Below are 17283 nucleotides of genomic sequence, written 5' to 3' on the forward strand. Positions count from 1 at the left end.
CCCCCCCCCCCCCCCGGGGGGGGGGGGACTTAAATGTGAATGTCCCGTCTTCCAGGGTGATCAGCCTCGCCATCGCACAGCCCAGCCTCAGCTTGCCGTCAGCTCCGACCAGCGCCGGGCGAGGTAATTGTGCTCGTCCATCACCGTGTTCCACACCGCGATGCGGCTGGCGCGGCGCCAGTAGGAGCCGCCGGAGCGCACCGCACCGGCCCTCACCGCCACCCGGCCGTCGGTGCCCTCCAGGTCCTTCGCCGCCGGCTTGCCCTCGTACCAGTAGTCCCACTCCGCCGGGTCCAGGAACGGGCGCACCCGCTTCGGGATCGACATGTAGTAGCCCTGCCGGGCCATCACCGCCCCGGGCCAGCCGGACAGCCACCAGTTCAGATAGGCATAGGCGACGTCCAGCGCCCGGCCGGACAAGGGCGCGGCGACGCACAGCCCGCCATGCCAGGCGCGATAGCCCTCGCGCGGCGCCGCCTCGCGCACCGGCACGCCCAGGCCGGACAGGGCGACCGCGGCCGGGGCCCAGCTGCTCTGGATCGCCGCGCGGTGGTCGACCATCAGCCGCTTGGCGTCGGCCATGGTCTGCCAGAAGCCGCAGAAATGGCCCTGGCGCTTGCGCGCGACCAGCAGGTCGATCAGCCGGTCGATCTCCGCCAGCGTCATGTTGCCGATGTCGGCGAAGCTGGCCTCGCCGCGGGCCTGCGCCGCCAGCGCCGCGTCGAACACGCCGATCGCCGGCTCGTCGACCAGGGCGACCCGGCCGCGCCAGCGCTCGTCCAAGAGCCAGCCCCAGCTCTCGGTCTCGTAGGGCTGGCCGGGCGGCACCACGGTCGGGTCATAGGCGAAGGCGTCGACATTGTGCACCGCCGGCAGCATGCTGATGTGGCGCGACGGCTGCGGCCCCAGCGACCGGTCGGGCTGGACATACAGCTTCTTCACCGGCGCATCGCCGCGGCCGATCATGGCGTCGGCGCTCAGCCGCCCGGTCTTGGTCAGGTCGTTGACCTCGCCCCAATGCTGGATGCGGCCGGTGTCGATCGGCTGGATGGCCTTCCAGAACCAGACGATGTCGAGGTTGTGGAAGCACTGGTCGTAGATGTCGAAGGCGCCGGGCTGGGTCGCCGCCTTCTGCTGCGCGCCCAGGAAATCCAGCGTCTCGTAGCCGATGGTGATGCCCAGATCGGCCTCGGCCCGTTCGCGGATGCTGTCCAGCAGCGTGATCTCGGTCCCGAGCACGCGCAGATGCGGCCGGCCCTCGGCGTGCACCGCCGGCTTGCTCAGCCCCGGCTTGCTCAACATGGTGTCGGCTGCGTCCGCGGCCATGGTCCATCCCCCGGGCGAAGCCGTATTAGAAGCGGATTTGCCGGCGGCTGGCCAGTGCGGCGGAGGGTCCGCTTCCGCGGGTCACGCCGCGACCGTCGCGGACTCGGCGAAAGCGGCCTGGAAGGCGGCGAAAGAGCGCTCGATCTCGGCCCGGCCGATGCCGCGGGTGATGAACACCAGCCGCGACCGCCGGTCGCCGTCCGGCCAGGCATCGAGATGGCTCGGCGCATGCACGATGTGCTGGGCGCCCTGGACCACCACCGGCGTCTCGACCCCGGCGACGTGCAGCAGCCCCTTGACCCGCAGCACGTCGTCGCCGCGGCTGTGCAGCAGCAGGGTCAGCCACAGGCCGAACACGGTCCAGTCGACGCGGTCCTCGACCTCCAGCACGAAGGCGGCGATGTCCCGGTCGTGGCGGTTGACGTCGTGGCCGTGGTCGTGGTGCCAGGCGGCGCCGCCGGTCCAGCGCGCCAGGTCGAACCAGCGGCGGATCTCGGCCGGCTTGGTCGCCGGGTCGAAGGCGTCCTGGCCGACCAGCTCCCCGGCCGGCGGCGGGGCGTTGGCCGATCGCCACAGCGGCACCGCCGGATTGATGGCCTTGAGCCGCGCCTCCAGCGCCGCCACCGCCTCGGGCGCCGCCAGGTCGGTCTTGGTCACCAGGATGCGGTCGGCCACCGCCGCCTGCTTCGCCGCCTCGGGCTGGCGGTCCAGCTGCGCCAGGCCGTTCACCGCATCGACCGTGGCGATCACGTTGCCCAGGCGGAAATGGTGGCGGATCACCGGCTCGCTCATCACCGTCGCCAGCACCGGGATCGGGTCGGCCAGGCCGGTGGTCTCGACGATCAGCCGGCCGAAGGCGGGGATGGTGCCGGCCTCGCGCCGGTCGTACAGGCCGCGGATGGCGCGGCCCAGGTCGCCGCGGATGGTGCAGCAGATGCAGCCGCTCTGCATCAGCACCACATCCTCGTCCACCGCCTGCAGCAGGTGGTGGTCGAGGCCGACCTCGCCGAACTCGTTGATCAGCACGGCGCAGCCGGCGAAGGCCGGGTCGGCCAGGATGTGGCGCAGCAGCGTGGTCTTGCCGCTGCCCAGGAAGCCGGTCAGCACGTTGACGGGGATCGTCATCGCCCGCCCTCGGTGATGCGGTCGAGCAAGGCGGGGTCCAGCGGGTCGATCCTGCGGCCCCGCATCCGTGCCGCCGCCTCCCACACCGCCGGCAGCGTGTCGACGATCTCGCGCTGGCCGGTCGGGCCGCTCAGCACGAAGGCGCTGCCCTGCCAGTCGTCCAGCCGCAGCCCGAACAGGGTCAGGATCCGGTTGGCGGCGGCGGCGCGGTGCAGCCGCTCGGCCCGGCGGGTGCGGCCGGCGCCGAACACCTCCGGCCGGCCGGATTCCGCCGTCCAGTGCTCCTCGCCGCCGAGCACGCCGCACACGCCGCACATGGTCTAGGGACTCCTACGTTATCGAGTCCCCCCTCCCGCGAGGGGAGGGGGACTCAGGAAAGCTACTTCTTCCGTGGCGATCTTTTGGCGAAGTCGTCGGCCATCTCGTCCATGGTGACGAAGCGCACGCCGGGGTGGCGGATCATGTGGTTGTACAGCCGCTCCAGCATCAGCAGCACCTGCGGCCGCCCAGCGACATCCGGATGGATGGTGATCGGGAACACGGCATAGTCGTATTCACGGTAGACCCAGTCGAACTGGTCGCGCCACATCTCCTCGATGTGCCGCGGATTGACGAAGCCGTGGCTGTTCGGCGACTTCTTGATGAACATCATCGGCGGCAGGTCGTCGAGGTACCAGCTGGCCGGGATCTCGATCAGGTCGGTCTCGACGCCGCGCTTCAGCGGCACCATCCACTCGCTCGGCTTCTTGGCGAAGTCGATCTTGGTCCAGCTGTCGCCGACCCGGACATAGTAGGGCTCGAAGTCCTTGTGCATCAGCGAGTGGTCGTACTTGATGCCCTTCTTCAGCAGCAGTTCGTTGCTGACCGGGCTGAACTCCCACCACGGCGCGACATAGCCGGTCGGCCGGCGGCCGGACAGCTGGGTCACCAGCTCGATGCACTTGTCGAGGACCTCCTCCTCCTGCGCCGGGGTCATGGCGATCGGGTTCTCGTGGCTGTAGCCGTGGATGCCGATCTCGTGCCCGGCGTCGGCCACCGCCTTCATCTGCTCCGGGAAGGTCTCGATCGAATGGCCTGGGATGAACCAGGTGGTCTTGATCCCCAGCCGGTCGAACAGCTTCAGCAGGCGCGGGCTGCCGACCTCGCCGGAGAACAGGCCACGCGAGATGTCGTCGGGCGAATCCTCGCCGCCATAGGAGCCGAGCCACCCGGCCACCGCGTCGACATCGACGCCGAAGCCGCACAGGATCTCTTTCGCCATCAGGAATTCCTCCTCTTGCTGGGCTGCGCCGTCACGCGGCCGCCCGGATCACCGTCGCCTCGCCGGGCTGCCAGCCGAGCACGACCTCCTCGCCCGACCAGCCGGCGGCGTATTTGTCGACATGGCTCTCGACCCCGATCTCGCGCCCGTCCGCCAGGCCGATGGTCAGGTGCAGCGCATGGCCGGTGACCGCCTGGCCGATCAGCCGGCCGGGCAGGGTGTCGCCGCGCCCGGCCAGCGCCGCGCCCTGGGCGGCGCCGACCACGTCGATCGCCTCGGACGGGACCACCACCGCGGCGGCGTCGCCGACCTTCAGCGTCGGGTCGTTCAGCGTGCCGTGCAGCGGGCCGAAGCCGGTGACGACCCGGGCCACGGCGCCGTCCCGCGCCTCCAGCCGTCCCGCCAGCACGGTGTTGCGGCCGATGAAGCGGGCCACGAACTCGGTCTGCGGCCGGCGATAGATCTCCTCCGGCGGGCTGATCTGCTCCACCCGGCCGCGGTTCATCACCACGATGCGGTCCGACAGCGCCAGCGCCTCCGACTGGGCATGGGTGACGAAGACGAAGGTGATGCCGATGTTGCGCTGCAGCAGCTTCAGCTCGGCCTGGATCGACTTGCGCAGATTGGCGTCGAGCGCGCCGAGCGGCTCGTCCAGCAGCAGGATGTCGGGCTCGACCACCAGCCCGCGGGCGAGCGCCGTGCGCTGGCGCTGGCCGCCGGACAGGCCGGAGCTGCGGCGGTCGGCGATGTCCGTCAGGTCCAAGACCTGCATCATCCGGTCGGCCTTGGCCCGGCGCTCCGCCGCCGGCAGGCCCTTCACCCGCAGCCCGTATTCGATGTTCCGGCGCACGGTCATGTGCGGGAACAGGGCGAAGTTCTGGAAGATGGTCGAGGTCGGGCGGCGTTCGGGCGGCAGGTCGTTGATCCGCCGCCCGCGCACCAGGATGTCGCCGGCGCTGATGTCCTCGAAGCCGGCGATCATCCTGAGCGTCGTGGTCTTGCCGCAGCCCGAGGGGCCGACGAAGGAGATGAACTCCCCCTTCGCCGCGCGCAGGTCGAAATCGATCACCGCCGGCGTGCCGTCCGGATAGGTCTTGCCGACGCCGGCGAGCTCGAGATCGTAGGTCACTGTGCGTCCCCTCGCTTCACCGCGTCAGGCGTTCAGGAACTCGTCCCATTTCTGGATCACGTGGTCGTACTGGTCCGGCCACTGGTGCCAATAGGCGACATGGGCGGCGCGGGTGGCCAGCGAGCCGCCGTCGCGCAGGTCGCCCTCCTTGATGCCGCGGTCGGGCGCGCCGACCCAGGGCTTGCCCTCGTACCAGAAGCCGTATTTCTCCGGCGCCATCACCGACTGGATGTTGGTGGTGGGGGAGTAGTAGCCCTGCTCCGACACCGTGATCGCCGGCGGGCCGGACAGCCAGTAATCGGCATAGGCGGTCACCGCCGCCTGGTTCGGCGAGCTGGCGATCAGCGACACGCCGATCGCCCAGGCGCGGTAGCCCTCCTTCGGCACGGCGTAGCGGCAGGGCTTGCCCTGTGCCTTCACCGCCATCACCGCCGGCTGCCAGGCGTCGCACACCACCATCTCGCCCGACGCCATCAGGTTCACCAGCTCGCCGAAATCGCCCCACAGGGCGCGGAACTGGCCGTCCTTCTTCTTCGACACCAGGAACTTCATCGCCTCGTCGATCTCGGCCTCGCTCGGGTTGCCCGGATTCTGAACGGAGGAAAGGCCGAGCGAGTTCATCGCCAGGATGGCCTGGCCCAGCGCGATCAGCGGGTCGGTGTTCAGCCCGGACTTGCCCTTGAACTTCGGGTCGAAGATCGCGGTCCAGGTGTTGGCCTCCTCGTCGGACAGCACCGACGGGTTGAAGCCGATCGAATCATAGTTGTAGACCGCCGGCACCATCCACAGCTCGGTCTGCGCCTCGTCCTTCCAGATCTGGCCGACGATCTGCGCGCCGCGGGCCCATTTCGGGTCCGGCTTGGTGAAGGTGTCGCGGATATTGGCCCAGTTCTTCAGGCCCGAGGCCGGGATTGGCGTGACGTTGTTGGTCATCACCACCGAGGGCAGCCGCTCGCCGATGGTCTCCCAGCAATCATAGTCGGTGGCGCCGGACAGGATCTTGGTCTGGGCGTCGGGGAAGGTCGCCGCCGTGCCCTGGGTGCTGCCGACGCCGGAGGCCTTCTTGAAGTCGGCCAGGATGCGGTCCTGCACCGTGACCGACAGGCCGATGGTGCGCAGCTGCTCCTTGGCCAGGGCGCCGGCCTGGGCATAGGCCCGGCGCGAATTGAGGAAGGGCGTGCCGCCGCCCATCGCCAGGGCCGTGGCGCCGATCGTGCCCTGCAGGATCTGCCTGCGGCTCAGGCTCGGAAACTGTGCCATGCGAAGTCTCCCGTTATCGTGAAAACCACCCGAAAACCGGCCCTTCTCTGCGGGGCCGTCAGTAGCGTCCGACCAAGAGGCCGCCATCGACGACGATGGTCTGGCCGGTGATGTAGCGGGCCGCCGGCGAGGCCAGGAACAGCGCCACATCGGCGATGTCGTCCGGCTCGCCGACCCGGCCCATGGGGATGAACGAGGCCGCCTTCTCCAGCCCCTCGGGGCCTAGCGAATGCTCGCGCGACAGGGCCTGGGCGGTGCGGATGTAGCCGGGGGCGATGCCGTTGACTCGGATGCCGCTGCGCGCCAGCTCCACCGCCAGGCCGCGCACCAGCCCGACCACGCCGGATTTGGCGGCGGAATAGTGCACATGCTCGTCCCAGCCATAGGCCACGCCCATGATCGAGGACAGGGCGACGATAGCGCCCTGGCCGCGGGTGCGCATGCCGGGCAGGGCGGCGCGGACGACGCGGAAGATGCCCTTCAGGTCGACGTCGAAGGTATGGTCCCATTTGGCGTCGGTCATCTGCGACAGCGGCACGCGATGGGCGATGCCGGCATTGGCGACCAGCGCGTCCAGCGCGCCGTGCCGGGCCTCGACATCGGCGACCACGGCGTTGACCCGCTCGGTGTCGGTGACGTCGAGAGGCTGGAACTCGCCGCTGCCGCCGGCGTCGCCGATCGCCTTGGCGGTGGCGCGGCCATCGGCCTCCAGCACGTCGGTCACGACCACGTGGTGGCCGGCGCCGGCGAAGGCCAGGGCCGTGGCCCGGCCGATGCCGATGCCGGCTCCCGTGATCAGGGCAACCTTGCGGGTCATCATTCCTCCTACAGCATCACGTCGCCGGAATTGGGCCCCAGCGTCTGGCCGACATAGATCCCGGCGGCGGGGGAGGCGAGGAAGGCCACGGTCTCGGCCACATCCTCCGGCGCGCCGAAGCGGCCGAGCGGCAGCTGCGCCTTCTTCGCCGCCCGCCACTCCTCCGACAAGGCGCGCACCAGCTCGGTCTCGATCGGCCCGGGCGCCACCGCGTTGACCCGCACGCCGCGCGCGCTGACCTCGCGCGCCAGCGCCTTGGTCAGGCCGATGATCCCGGCCTTGGCGGCGCTGTAATGCACCAGGTCGACGCCGCCGATCTGGCCCAGCTGCGAGGCGATGTTGACGATCACCCCGTCGCCGGCCGCCAGCATCGCCGGCAGGGCGGCGCGGCAGCACAGGAAGGTGCCGCGCAGATGCACCGCGATCATCCGGTCCCAGTCGGCCACCGCCAGCGCCTCGAAGGGCGACTGGTGGACATGGCCGGCATTGTTGACCAGCAGCGTGCAGTCGCCGAACGCCGCGCGCCCGGCGGCGAAGATCCGCTCCACCGCCTCGGCGTCGGAGACGTCGGCGCCGACCGCCTCGGCCCGGCCGCCGGCGGCGCGCAGCGTGGCCGCGACGGCCTCGGCCCGGTCGGCATGCAGGTCGGCGATCAGCACCGCGGCGCCCGCCGCCGCCAGCCGCTCCGCGATCGCCTTGCCGATGCCGCTGGCGGCGCCGGTGACGATGGCGGTGTGGTCGGCCAGCGCCCTCATCGCAGCTCCTCCTGGATCGCCATGCGCTTGGCCCGGCGGACCGACAGCGCCATCAGCACCCCGTAGACGGCGAGCAGGGCGAAGGAGAACAGGGTGGTCAGCACCCCGAAGGCGAAGATGTTCGGATGGATCTCGACCGAGAAGGTGCCGTAGATCGTCAGCGGCAGGGTCTGGCCGCCGCCGGCGGTGAACAGGGTGCGCGGGAACTCGTCGTAGCTCAGGGTGAAGGCGAACAGCATCGCGCTCAGCACGCCCGGGAAGATCAGCGGGAAGGTGATCTTGCGGAAGGTGCGGGCGGGGCTGACGCCCAGGCTCCAGGACGCCTCCTCGATCGACCGGTCGAAGCGGTTGAAGATCGCCAGCATGACCAGGAAGGCGAAGGGGAAGGTGTAGACCACATGGGTGACGAAGGACGTCCCCCACCAGGCCCGCGGGATGCCCAGCTCGTTGGCGACCAGGGCGACGCCCAGCCCGACCAGCACGCCCGGCACCATCATGCCCAGCACGATCAGGTAGAAGACGATGTCGGAGCCGCGGAAGCGCGACCGGAAGGCCTGGGCCGACAGCGTGCCCAGCACCGTGGCCACCACCATGGTCATGAAGGCGAGGGTCAGGGACCGGACCAGCGCGTCGCCGATCGCCAGCGGCGCCACGCGCGACGGCGGCGCCCAGCCGAACAGGTGCTGGTACCAGTAGGTCGACCATTCGATGATCGGGAATTGCGGCCCGCCCTCGGGGCCCGACTGGAAGCTCAGCGTCGCCAGCACCGCCAGCGGGCCGTACAGGAACACGATGAACAGCGCCGTGAACGCCATCAGCGCGGTGCGGAGAAGCGGCTGCCCCTGCATGGCCTTAGAGCTCCTTCCGCAGATCGACCAGGCGCAGCAGCCCGGCGACGACGATGCCCATCACCACCGTCAGGATCACGCCGACCACGGCGGCGAAGGCCCATTTCAGCGACCCGACCTGGGTGACGATGATGTTGCCCAGCATGTTGACCTTGCGGCCGGACAGGGCGGCCGCGGTGGCGAACTCGCCCAGCACCATGACCGACACGAAGATCGCGCCGACGATCACGCCGGGCAGGCTCAAGGGCAGGATCACGGTGCGGAAGATGCGGCCGGTGCCGGCGCCCAGGTCGCGCGCGGCCTCGATCAGGCTCGGCTCGATCCGCGACAGCATGAAGGCGATCGGCCCGACCATGAACACGACATAGATCTGGGTCATGCCGATGACGACGCTGAGCTCGGTGAACAGCAGGCCGGCCACCGGCTCCGACACCACGCCCAGCTTCATCAGCAGGATGTTGACCGCGCCCTCGGTGCCCAGCATCGGGCGCCAGGCCAGCACCCGGATCAGGAACGAGGTCCAGAACGGCACGACGCAGACCACCAAGAGGATGGTCTGGACCGTCTTGTTGCGGACGAACAGGCCGATATAGAGCGCGACCGGATAGCCCAGCGCCAGCGTCGTCGCCAGCACGATCAGCCAGATCCGGACCGTGGTCCACAGCGCCGACAGATAGGTCGAGGTGCCGAAGAAGGTGCCCCAGTTCTGCAGGGTCAGCGTCGGCTCGATGGTGAAGGTCTTCTGGGTCCAGAAGCTGACATAGACCATCATCGCGATCGGGACGACCAGGAAGGCGGTCATCCACAAGGCGCCCGGCGCCGCCAGCAGCGCCGCCACCCGTCGCCCGGTGCGCCGCCGTGGGATCGGGGCCGGTGCGGTCTCGGTCATGATCTCCGCTCCGGCGCTCATCGCCGCCCCTCGCGGAAGACGAGGGCCTCCGCCGCCGGCCAGCGCAGCGCATAGCGGCGCCCGGCGTCGAAGCTCCCCGGCCGGCGGTGGCTCAGATGGTATTCGACCTCGACCGGCCGGCTGCCGGCGACGTCGAACAGATAGGTCACCCGGGCGCCGGAATATTCGCTGGCGATGAAGCGGCCGGGAAGGGCGGCCTCGCCCGGCGCCGCCGGATCCGTCTCCTCCGCCACCGTCACCTTGTCGGCGCGGATGCAATAGGCGGCGGTGCCCGCGGCGGCCTCGCCCGGCAGCGGCAGGGCGGCCTCGGCGAAGCGGAAGGCGCCGTCGCCGACCATGCCCTCGAAGATGTTGTAGCAGTTCAGGAAACGGGCGACCCGGACCGAGCCGGGCCGGTTGTACAGGGTCTGCGGCGGGCTGATCTCGGCGATCCGGCCGCGATCCAGCACGGCGGTGCGGTGGCCCATCGCCAGCGCCTCCTGCTCGTTGCCGGTGACATGCAGGAAGGTGCCGCCGAGCTGGGCCTGGATGCGCTTCAGCTCGATCATCATCCGCTCGCGCAGATTGGCGTCGAGCGCGCCCAGCGGCTCGTCCAGCAGCACGATCTTGGGGTCGGTGACCAGGGTGCGGGCCAGGGCGACGCGCTGCTTCTGGCCGCCGGAGATCTGGCTGACGGCGCGGCCGCCCAGGCCGGTCAGGCCCAAGAGCTCCAGCGCCTCGCCGACCCGGCGGCGGACCTCCGCCTCGTCCGCCACCGGCCCGCGGCTGCGGTGGCGCAGGCCGTAGGCGACGTTGTCGAAGACGGTCATGTGCGGGAACAGCGCGAACCCCTGGAACACGAAGCCGATGCCGCGCTCATGCACCGGCATCGACAGGATCGACCGGCCCTCCAGCCGCACGTCGCCGTCATCCGGCGTCTCGAAGCCGGCGACGACCCGCAGCATGGTCGATTTGCCCGAGCCGCTGGGGCCGAGGATGGACAGGTACTCGCCCGCGCCGACCGCCAGCGACAGGTCGCTCAGCGCCGGTGCGCCGCCATAGGCCTTGGCGATGCCGCTCAGTTCCAGGAGCAGAGTCATGCGTCCCCGAATCTCCCAAGCCGTGCCCTGAGCCCCGCCATCCCAACCGCGTCGTTCGGCGTCGCCGCTGCGCGGATGTCGATGCGAGGCTCGGGAAGCCTAGTCAAAAATGATTTTGGTATGCAATAGTCTTTTTGTGGTGATTGAAAGCTTCGCCATGTCGCGCGATTTGGTTCCTATCAGCTTCGAACGGCCTGTCTGTCCAAGTTTCGGGCAGGCTCTGAGACCCAGCGTGGCGCTTTGGGTATGCGATAGTCATTTTCCTGATGCCGTTGCCTGCACGATGGGCAGCGGGCTCTTGCGCCGGGGCGCCGCGGGGGCCATCAGAGGACCAGGATCACCGGGACGGCGCTGCTGCAGGACATGATGGACACGGCGACGAACGCGTCCCCGCCGCGGCTCTACGAGATCGTCGAGCGTGCGCTGCGGTCGTCGATCGGCGCCGGGCGGCTGCCGGCCGGGCTGGTGCTGCTGGAGGGCCCGATCGCCGAGATCTTCCAGACCAGCCGCGCCCCGGTGCAGCGGGCGCTGGCCCGGCTGGAGGCTGACGGGCTGATCCGCCGTTTCGAGGGCCGCGGCTATCTGGTCGGGGCGGCCGGCGTCGCGCCGTTGCGCGCCGACATCCGCGGCTTCGGCCTGGAGGCAGCGGAGGAGATCGATGAGGCGCAGCAGTCCCGCGCCTCGTGGGAGCGGATCTACGCCACCGCCGAGCGCCAGATCGCCTCCTGCCTGGTGTTCGGCCGATACCGCATCGTCGAGGCCGAGATGGCCGACCATTTCGGTGTCAGCCGGACCGTGGTGCGCGACGTGCTGGGCCGGCTGCAGGAGCGCGGGCTGATCGAGAAGAACGCCAGCTCGCACTGGATCGCGGGGCCGCTGACGGCGCGGGCGATCCGCGAGCTCTACGAGATGCGCCGGCTGCTCGAGCCGCCGGCCCTGGTCAGCGCCGCGCCGTCGCTGCCGCATGGCGAGGTCGAGGCGATGCTGGACCGGCTGCGCCGGGCCGAGGCGGCAGGGCCGCGGCCGCCGCCCGAGACCATGGATGCGATCGAGGAGGACCTGCATGTCCGCTGCGTGCTGGCGACGCCGAACGCCCGGCTGGCCGACGCGCTGCGCCACAACCAGCTGCCGCTCCTGGCCACCCACGCCTTCACCCGCTCGCTCGGCATCGCCGACGACCAGCCGATCCTGACCGAGCACCGGCTGGTGCTGGAGCTCCTGGCGCAGGAGGCCTGGCCGGCAGCCGCGGCGGTGCTGGAGACGCATCTGCAGGCCGCCGAACGCCGCGCCGTCGCCCGGCTCAAGACCCTCGCGGTGATCCCGGTCCCGGCCAACCTGGCGCCCTACCTGACCAAGACGTCGGAGCACGGGTAGGCCCGGCGTTTCGACCCGCTTCTTTTTACCCCCTCCCCTTGCGGGAGGGGGCAAGGGGAAGGGGGTCTGCGCGCGTCCGCGCGCGAATGGGCAGGGGGCCAAGCCGTCGGAAAAGCCGATGTGACGGGAGCCGGGCCGGATCAAGCCGAGACAACCCCCTCCCCCTAGCCCTCTCCCGCGAGGGGAGGGGGGACTCATTGGGCTTCGGCCGGTGCTAAATCGGCCCGTTGTCGATCGTCCCAACTCGCCCCTATCCCGCCTCCGGCCGGAACTCGGCCTCCAGCCCGCGCAGCATGTCGATCAGGCGGCGGCGGAAATGCTCGGCGAAGCGGTCGGCGGCGCGGGAGCGGGGCTGGCCGGCGGCGAAGGCCAGGCCGAACTGGTTCCACAGCCGCGGCCGGAACGGCCGGATGGCGATCGGCAGCTGCCGGAAATGGCTGGCCATCAGGGCGTTGACGATGGTCACTCCCAGCCCCTGCGCGGCGAAGGCGCAGGCCGAGCCGACCGAATGGGTCTCGACCCGCACCTGCGGCCGGAAATGGACGCGCCGGAACATCTGGTCGATCTCCGCCCGCGCCGGGCGCTGCCGGCCCAGCAGCACCAGCGGCTCGCCCTCCAGGTCCTCGACCGACACCACCGCCTTCTCCGCCAGCCGGTGCCCCTCCGGCATGACGCAGACGCTGGTGGTGCGGGCGATCGCGATCGTGTCCATCCCGGCCTCGCCGGTCGGCAGCCGGACGAAGCCGAGATCGGCCTGGCGGGTCAGCACCGCGCGCTCGGTCTCGTGATAGGCGCCGGACAGGATCTCCAGCGCGACATTGCCGTGGTCGCGCAGGAACTCCTCGACGATCAGCGGCAGGATGGTCTGCGACATGCTGTGCGGCACGCCGATGCGCAGCAGGATCTGGTCGGAATTGCCGGTCCGCAGCGCCTCGGCCACATGCTGCACCCGCTGCACCCCGTCGACCGCGTCCTCGACCGAATCGAGCAGGCCGATCGCCTCCGGCGTCGGGATCAGCCGGCCCTTCTCGCGGGCGAACAGCTCCAGCCCCAGCTCGGCCTCCAGCTGGGTCAGCAGGCGGCTGACCGCCGATTGCGACAGGTCCAGCCGCGCCGCGGCGGCGGTGGTGGAGCCGCTGCGCATGATCGCCTTGAAGGCCTCGAGCTGCTTGACGTTCACGGCTGGCGCGCCGATATCCGCGACACGAAGCACCGAAGCGGGCCGCGCCTGCGCATGAAATGCGCATAGCCCGATGCGGATTCCGCATGATGTTGCGGGCTGTTCTCTCCCACGCCTAACGTCCCCCTCGCCACGCCGGTCCATCCGGCTCGGCCCATCATAAGCGAAGCAGGGACGCAGATGCGGGATTCGCGCGCCGGGGCGCCAGGCCGGCCATGACCGTCTTCATCATCCGCCGGCTGGTGCAGAGCGGCTTCGTGCTGCTGGTCACCTCGATCCTCGTCTTCCTCGGCGTCTATGCCATCGGCAACCCGATCGAGATCCTGGTGCCGGCCGACGCCTCGCAGGCCGAGATCGCCCAGGCGGTCCAGTCGCTCGGCCTCGACCAGCCGCTGTGGCAGCAATACCTGACCTTTCTCGGCAACGCGCTGCATGGCGATCTCGGCCGGTCCTTCGTCTTCAACCAGCCCTCGATCAGCCTGATCTTCGAGCGGCTGCCGGCGACGCTGGAGCTGGCCTTCATCGCCCTGATGCTGTCGCTGGTGATCGGCATCCCGCTCGGCGTGCTGTCGGGGCTGAAGGCCGGCAGCCGCTTCGACCGCACGGTGATGACCGGGTCGATCCTCGGCTTCAGCCTGCCCAGCTTCTGGCAGGGCATGATGCTGATCATGATCTTCTCGGTCATGCTCGGCTGGCTGCCCTCGACCGGCCGCGGCGCCACCGGCGAGATCCTGGGCTTGCACACCAGCCTCGCCACCTGGGACGGTTTCACCCATCTGATCCTGCCGGCGATCAACCTGTCGCTGTTCAACGTCTCGCTGATCATCCGCCTGACCCGCAGCGGCATGCGCGAGACCCTGCCGCTCGACTTCGTCAAGTTCGCCCGCGCCAAGGGCCTGACCGAGCGGCGGGTGATCTTCGTCCATGTGCTGAAGACCATCCTGATCCCGATCGTCACCGTGGTCGGCATGGAGTTCGGAGGGCTGATCGCCTTCGCCACGGTGACCGAGACCATCTTCGCCTGGCCCGGCGTCGGCAAGCTGATCATCGACAGCATCATGCGGCTCGACCGGCCGGTGATCGTCGCCTACCTGCTGATCGTGGTCGCCATGTTCATCGTCATCAACCTGGTGGTCGACATCCTCTATTCGGTGCTCGACCCCCGCGTCCGGCTGTCCGACGCATGAGCGACGCCGTGATCCCCCGCAAGCCGCTGCTCGGCGATGGCATCCTGGCCCAGGCGCTGCACGGCATCCTCGACAGCAAGGCCGCGACCCTGGCCGCCATCGCCTGCCTGGTGCTGGTCCTGGTCGCCCTGTTCGCGGCCTGGATCGCGCCGCAGGACCCCTACGACCTCGCCTCGCTCAGCATCATGGACGGCCGCCTGCCGCCGGGCAGCGAGAGCATGGATGGTTGGACCTACTGGCTGGGCACCGATGCCCAGGGCCGCGACATGGTCTCGGCGATGCTGTACGGGCTGCGCACCAGCCTCAGCGTCGGCGTGCTGTCCGGCGTCTTCGCCTTGGCCGTCGGCACCACGCTGGGCCTCGTCGCCGCCTATTTCGGCGGCAGGATCGACACGCTGATCATGCGCGTCGTCGACCTGATGCTGGGCTTTCCGACCATCCTGGTCGCGCTGATGATGCTGGCCGTGCTGGGGCAGGGGGTGGGCAAGGTCATCCTGGCCCTGGTGGTGGTGCAATGGGCGTATTTCGCCCGCGCCGTCCGCGCAGCGGCGCTGGTCGAGCGCGGCAAGGAATATGTCGAGGCGGCGCAATGCCTGGGCCTGAGCAAGGCGCGCATCCTGTTCAGCCATTTGCTGCCGAACTGCCTGCCGCCGGTGATCGTGATCGGCACCATCCAGGTGGCGCATGCGATCGCGGCCGAGGCGACGTTGAGCTTCCTCGGCATCGGCCTGCCGATCACCGAGCCGTCGCTGGGCCTCTTGATCGCTAACGGCTACCAGGTGCTGCTGGCCGGGCTGTACTGGATCAGCGTGTTCCCCGGCCTGCTGCTGCTGGCGCTGATCTTCTCGATCAACATCGTCGGCGACCGCCTGCGCGAGGCGCTGAACCCCAGGCTGCAGAAGTGAGGGCTCGAACATGACCGCCCCCACGCTCAGCGTCGAGAACCTGCAGACGCATTTCTTCACCAAGGCCGGGGTGGTGCGCGCCGTCGACGGGGTGAGCTTCCGGGTCGACCGCGGCGAGGTGCTGGGGCTGGTCGGTGAATCCGGCTCCGGCAAGTCGATCACCGGCTTCTCCATCCTCGGCCTGGTCGATCCGCCGGGCCGGGTGGTCGGCGGCCGCATCCTGTTCCAGGGCGAGGACCTGGCGGCGCTGCCGGCGGAGCGGCTGCGGCAGCTGCGCGGCAACCGCATCGCCATGATCTTCCAGGACCCGATGATGACCCTGAACCCGGTGCTGCGGGTCGAGACCCAGATGGTCGAGACCATCCAGGCGCATGAGCGGGTGTCGCGGGCCGAGGCCGTGGCGCGCTGCCGCGACGCGCTGGGCCGGGTCGGCATCCCGTCGCCGGAGGAGCGGCTGAAGGCCTATCCCCACCAGTTCTCCGGCGGCATGCGCCAGCGCGTGGCGATCGCCATCGCCCTGCTGCACAAGCCCGATTTGATCATCGCCGACGAGCCGACCACGGCGCTGGACGTCACCATCCAGGCGCAGATCCTGGCCCAGGTGCAGACCCTGTGCCGCGAGACCGGCACGGCGCTGATCTGGGTCAGCCACGATCTGGCGGTGGTCGCCGCCTTGGCCGACCGGATCTGCGTCATGTATGCCGGCCGGGTGGTCGAGACCGGCACGGTCGACGAGGTGATCGACCGGCCGGCGCATCCCTACACGATCGGGCTGATCGGCTCGGTCCCCGGCGACCGGCCGCGCGGCGCGAACCTGTTCCAGATCCCCGGCATGGCGCCGTCGCCGCTGTCCCTGCCCGAGGGCTGCGCCTTCCGGCCGCGTTGCGGCCGCGCTACGGACGCCTGCATGGCGGCGCCGGCGGCGACGCGGCTGGCCGACCGCGAATTCCGCTGCTTCCACCCGCAACTGGGAGCGCCGGCATGACCGCCCCCCTGATCGAGGCCGCCGGCCTGGGCAAGCGCTTCACCAAGCGCCTCGACTATGCCGAGAAGGCGGCGCGCTTCCTGGGCGCCAAGGTCGAGGAGCGGACGGTGCACGCCGTCGACGGCGTCGACCTGGCGGTGGCGCCGGGCGAGGTGGTCGGGCTGGTCGGCGAATCCGGCTGCGGCAAGTCCACGCTGGGCCGGATGATGGCCGGCATCCTGCCGAAGAGCGACGGCGCGATCCGCTGGCGCGGCCGGGATGTCGACGGCCTGGCCGGCGACGCCGCGCGCGACGCCCGGCTGAAGGCGCAGATGATCTTCCAGGATCCCTTCGCCTCGCTGAACCCGCGCAAGCGGGTGCGCGACATCATCGGCGAGGCGCCGCGGGTGCACGGGCTGGTGCGGCGGCGCGAGGCCGACGGCTATGTCCAGGAGGTGATGCGCCGGGTCGGGCTGGACCCGGCCTATCGCGACCGCTTCCCGCACCAGTTCTCCGGCGGCCAGCGCCAGCGCATCGGCATCGCCCGGGCCCTGGCGGTGAAGCCCGACTTCCTGGTCTGCGACGAATCCATCGCCGCGCTCGACGTCTCGATCCAGGCCCAGATCCTGAACCTGTTCCTGGAACTGCGGCAGGATCTGGGCCTGACCTACCTGTTCATCAGCCACGACCTCGGCGTGGTCGAGCACATCAGCGACCGGGTGGTGATCATGTATCTCGGCCGGGTGGTCGAGACCGCGGCGACTGCCGAGCTGTTCGACCGGCCGCAGCACCCCTACACCGTGGCGCTGCTGAACGAGGTGCCGCGCCTCAGCAACCGCAAGCGCAAGTTCGAGACGATCAAGGGCGAGATCCCGTCGCCGCTGCACCCGCCCGGCGGCTGCCATTTCCACCCGCGCTGCCCGATGGCGACCGACCGCTGCCGCAGCGAGCGGCCGGCGCTGCGCCCGGTCGCACCCGGCCACCAGGCCGCCTGCCACCTGATCTGAGGCGCCCGAACGCGCCGGTGAACGAAACAGAGGAGAGCACGATGTCGACGATGCGGATGCTGGCCCGGACGATATTTCTTTCTTGTCCCCCCTCCCCGGGGGGGGGGGGGGGGGGGGGGGGGGGGGGGGGGGGGGGGGGGGGGGGGGGGGGGGGGG

17 protein-coding genes are annotated in these 17283 nt (G+C 70.2%); 5 read left to right on the top strand and 12 right to left on the bottom strand.

What is annotated here, in order from left to right; all coding sequences use genetic code 11:
* Positions 1-87: 87 nt before the first annotated feature.
* From AAHM41_RS31945 to AAHM41_RS31995, 11 genes are all read right to left on the bottom strand, one after another.
* On the bottom strand, positions 88-1326 hold the full coding sequence (locus AAHM41_RS31945) for an ABC transporter substrate-binding protein (RefSeq protein ID WP_342240676.1): 1239 nt from the start codon (positions 1324-1326) through the stop codon (positions 88-90).
* An 81-nt stretch (positions 1327-1407) separates the two neighbouring features.
* Positions 1408-2451, bottom strand: a complete 1044-nt coding sequence (locus tag AAHM41_RS31950; RefSeq protein ID WP_342240677.1) for a CobW family GTP-binding protein — start codon at positions 2449-2451, stop codon at positions 1408-1410.
* A complete protein-coding gene (locus AAHM41_RS31955) occupies positions 2448-2768 on the bottom strand; it encodes a hypothetical protein (protein ID WP_342240678.1) in 321 nt (106 codons plus the stop codon). Before AAHM41_RS31955 ends, AAHM41_RS31950 begins: the two co-directional genes overlap by 4 nt.
* Positions 2769-2830: 62 nt before the next feature.
* Complete coding sequence (locus AAHM41_RS31960; RefSeq protein ID WP_342240679.1) at positions 2831-3712, bottom strand: polysaccharide deacetylase family protein; 882 nt, start codon at positions 3710-3712, stop codon at positions 2831-2833.
* A 31-nt stretch (positions 3713-3743) separates the two neighbouring features.
* Complete coding sequence (locus tag AAHM41_RS31965) at positions 3744-4841, bottom strand: ABC transporter ATP-binding protein (RefSeq protein ID WP_342240680.1); 1098 nt, start codon at positions 4839-4841, stop codon at positions 3744-3746.
* A gap of 24 nt (positions 4842-4865) precedes the next feature.
* Complete coding sequence (locus tag AAHM41_RS31970; protein WP_342240681.1) at positions 4866-6101, bottom strand: ABC transporter substrate-binding protein; 1236 nt, start codon at positions 6099-6101, stop codon at positions 4866-4868.
* Between the two features lie 58 nt (positions 6102-6159).
* Complete coding sequence (locus tag AAHM41_RS31975; RefSeq protein WP_342240682.1) at positions 6160-6918, bottom strand: SDR family NAD(P)-dependent oxidoreductase; 759 nt, start codon at positions 6916-6918, stop codon at positions 6160-6162.
* 8 nt (positions 6919-6926) lie between these two features.
* Positions 6927-7673: an SDR family NAD(P)-dependent oxidoreductase gene (locus tag AAHM41_RS31980; protein WP_342240683.1), complete on the bottom strand. Its 747-nt coding sequence runs from the start codon at positions 7671-7673 to the stop codon at positions 6927-6929.
* On the bottom strand, positions 7670-8521 hold the full coding sequence (locus AAHM41_RS31985; protein WP_342240684.1) for an ABC transporter permease: 852 nt from the start codon (positions 8519-8521) through the stop codon (positions 7670-7672). Before AAHM41_RS31985 ends, AAHM41_RS31980 begins: the two co-directional genes overlap by 4 nt.
* Positions 8522-8525: 4 nt before the next feature.
* On the bottom strand, positions 8526-9410 hold the full coding sequence (locus tag AAHM41_RS31990) for an ABC transporter permease (RefSeq protein WP_342240685.1): 885 nt from the start codon (positions 9408-9410) through the stop codon (positions 8526-8528).
* A 17-nt stretch (positions 9411-9427) separates the two neighbouring features.
* Positions 9428-10510, bottom strand: coding sequence for an ABC transporter ATP-binding protein (locus AAHM41_RS31995; RefSeq protein WP_342240686.1), 1083 nt, complete (start codon positions 10508-10510; stop codon positions 9428-9430).
* A 366-nt stretch (positions 10511-10876) separates the two neighbouring features.
* On the opposite strand from AAHM41_RS31995, the gene AAHM41_RS32000 reads away from it, so the two are divergent.
* Entirely contained in the window at positions 10877-11884 is a 1008-nt protein-coding gene (locus AAHM41_RS32000; RefSeq protein ID WP_342240687.1) for a GntR family transcriptional regulator, read from the top strand.
* Between the two features lie 250 nt (positions 11885-12134).
* Here AAHM41_RS32000 and AAHM41_RS32005 read toward each other — a convergent pair whose 3' ends face one another.
* On the bottom strand, positions 12135-13064 hold the full coding sequence (locus AAHM41_RS32005; protein ID WP_342240688.1) for a LysR family transcriptional regulator: 930 nt from the start codon (positions 13062-13064) through the stop codon (positions 12135-12137).
* A gap of 215 nt (positions 13065-13279) precedes the next feature.
* On the opposite strand from AAHM41_RS32005, the gene AAHM41_RS32010 reads away from it, so the two are divergent.
* Genes AAHM41_RS32010 through AAHM41_RS32025 form a run of 4 tightly spaced genes read left to right on the top strand, consistent with a single transcriptional unit; the run spans position 13280 to position 17127 of the window.
* Positions 13280-14251: an ABC transporter permease gene (locus AAHM41_RS32010; RefSeq protein ID WP_342240689.1), complete on the top strand. Its 972-nt coding sequence runs from the start codon at positions 13280-13282 to the stop codon at positions 14249-14251.
* The gene (locus tag AAHM41_RS32015; protein ID WP_342240690.1) at positions 14248-15156 is read left to right on the top strand and encodes an ABC transporter permease; all 909 of its coding nucleotides are present in this window, start codon (positions 14248-14250) and stop codon (positions 15154-15156) included. Before AAHM41_RS32010 ends, AAHM41_RS32015 begins: the two co-directional genes overlap by 4 nt.
* A 10-nt stretch (positions 15157-15166) precedes the next feature.
* Positions 15167-16141 carry an ABC transporter ATP-binding protein gene (locus AAHM41_RS32020; protein ID WP_342240691.1) on the top strand — a complete coding sequence of 325 codons (975 nt, stop codon included), beginning with the start codon at positions 15167-15169 and terminating at the stop codon, positions 16139-16141.
* Positions 16138-17127: an ABC transporter ATP-binding protein gene (locus tag AAHM41_RS32025; RefSeq protein WP_342240692.1), complete on the top strand. Its 990-nt coding sequence runs from the start codon at positions 16138-16140 to the stop codon at positions 17125-17127. The genes AAHM41_RS32020 and AAHM41_RS32025 overlap by 4 nt, the downstream gene beginning before the upstream one ends.
* The last annotated feature ends 156 nt before the right edge of the window (positions 17128-17283 follow it).

It is taken from the genome of Inquilinus sp. OTU3971, from assembly GCF_038440215.1.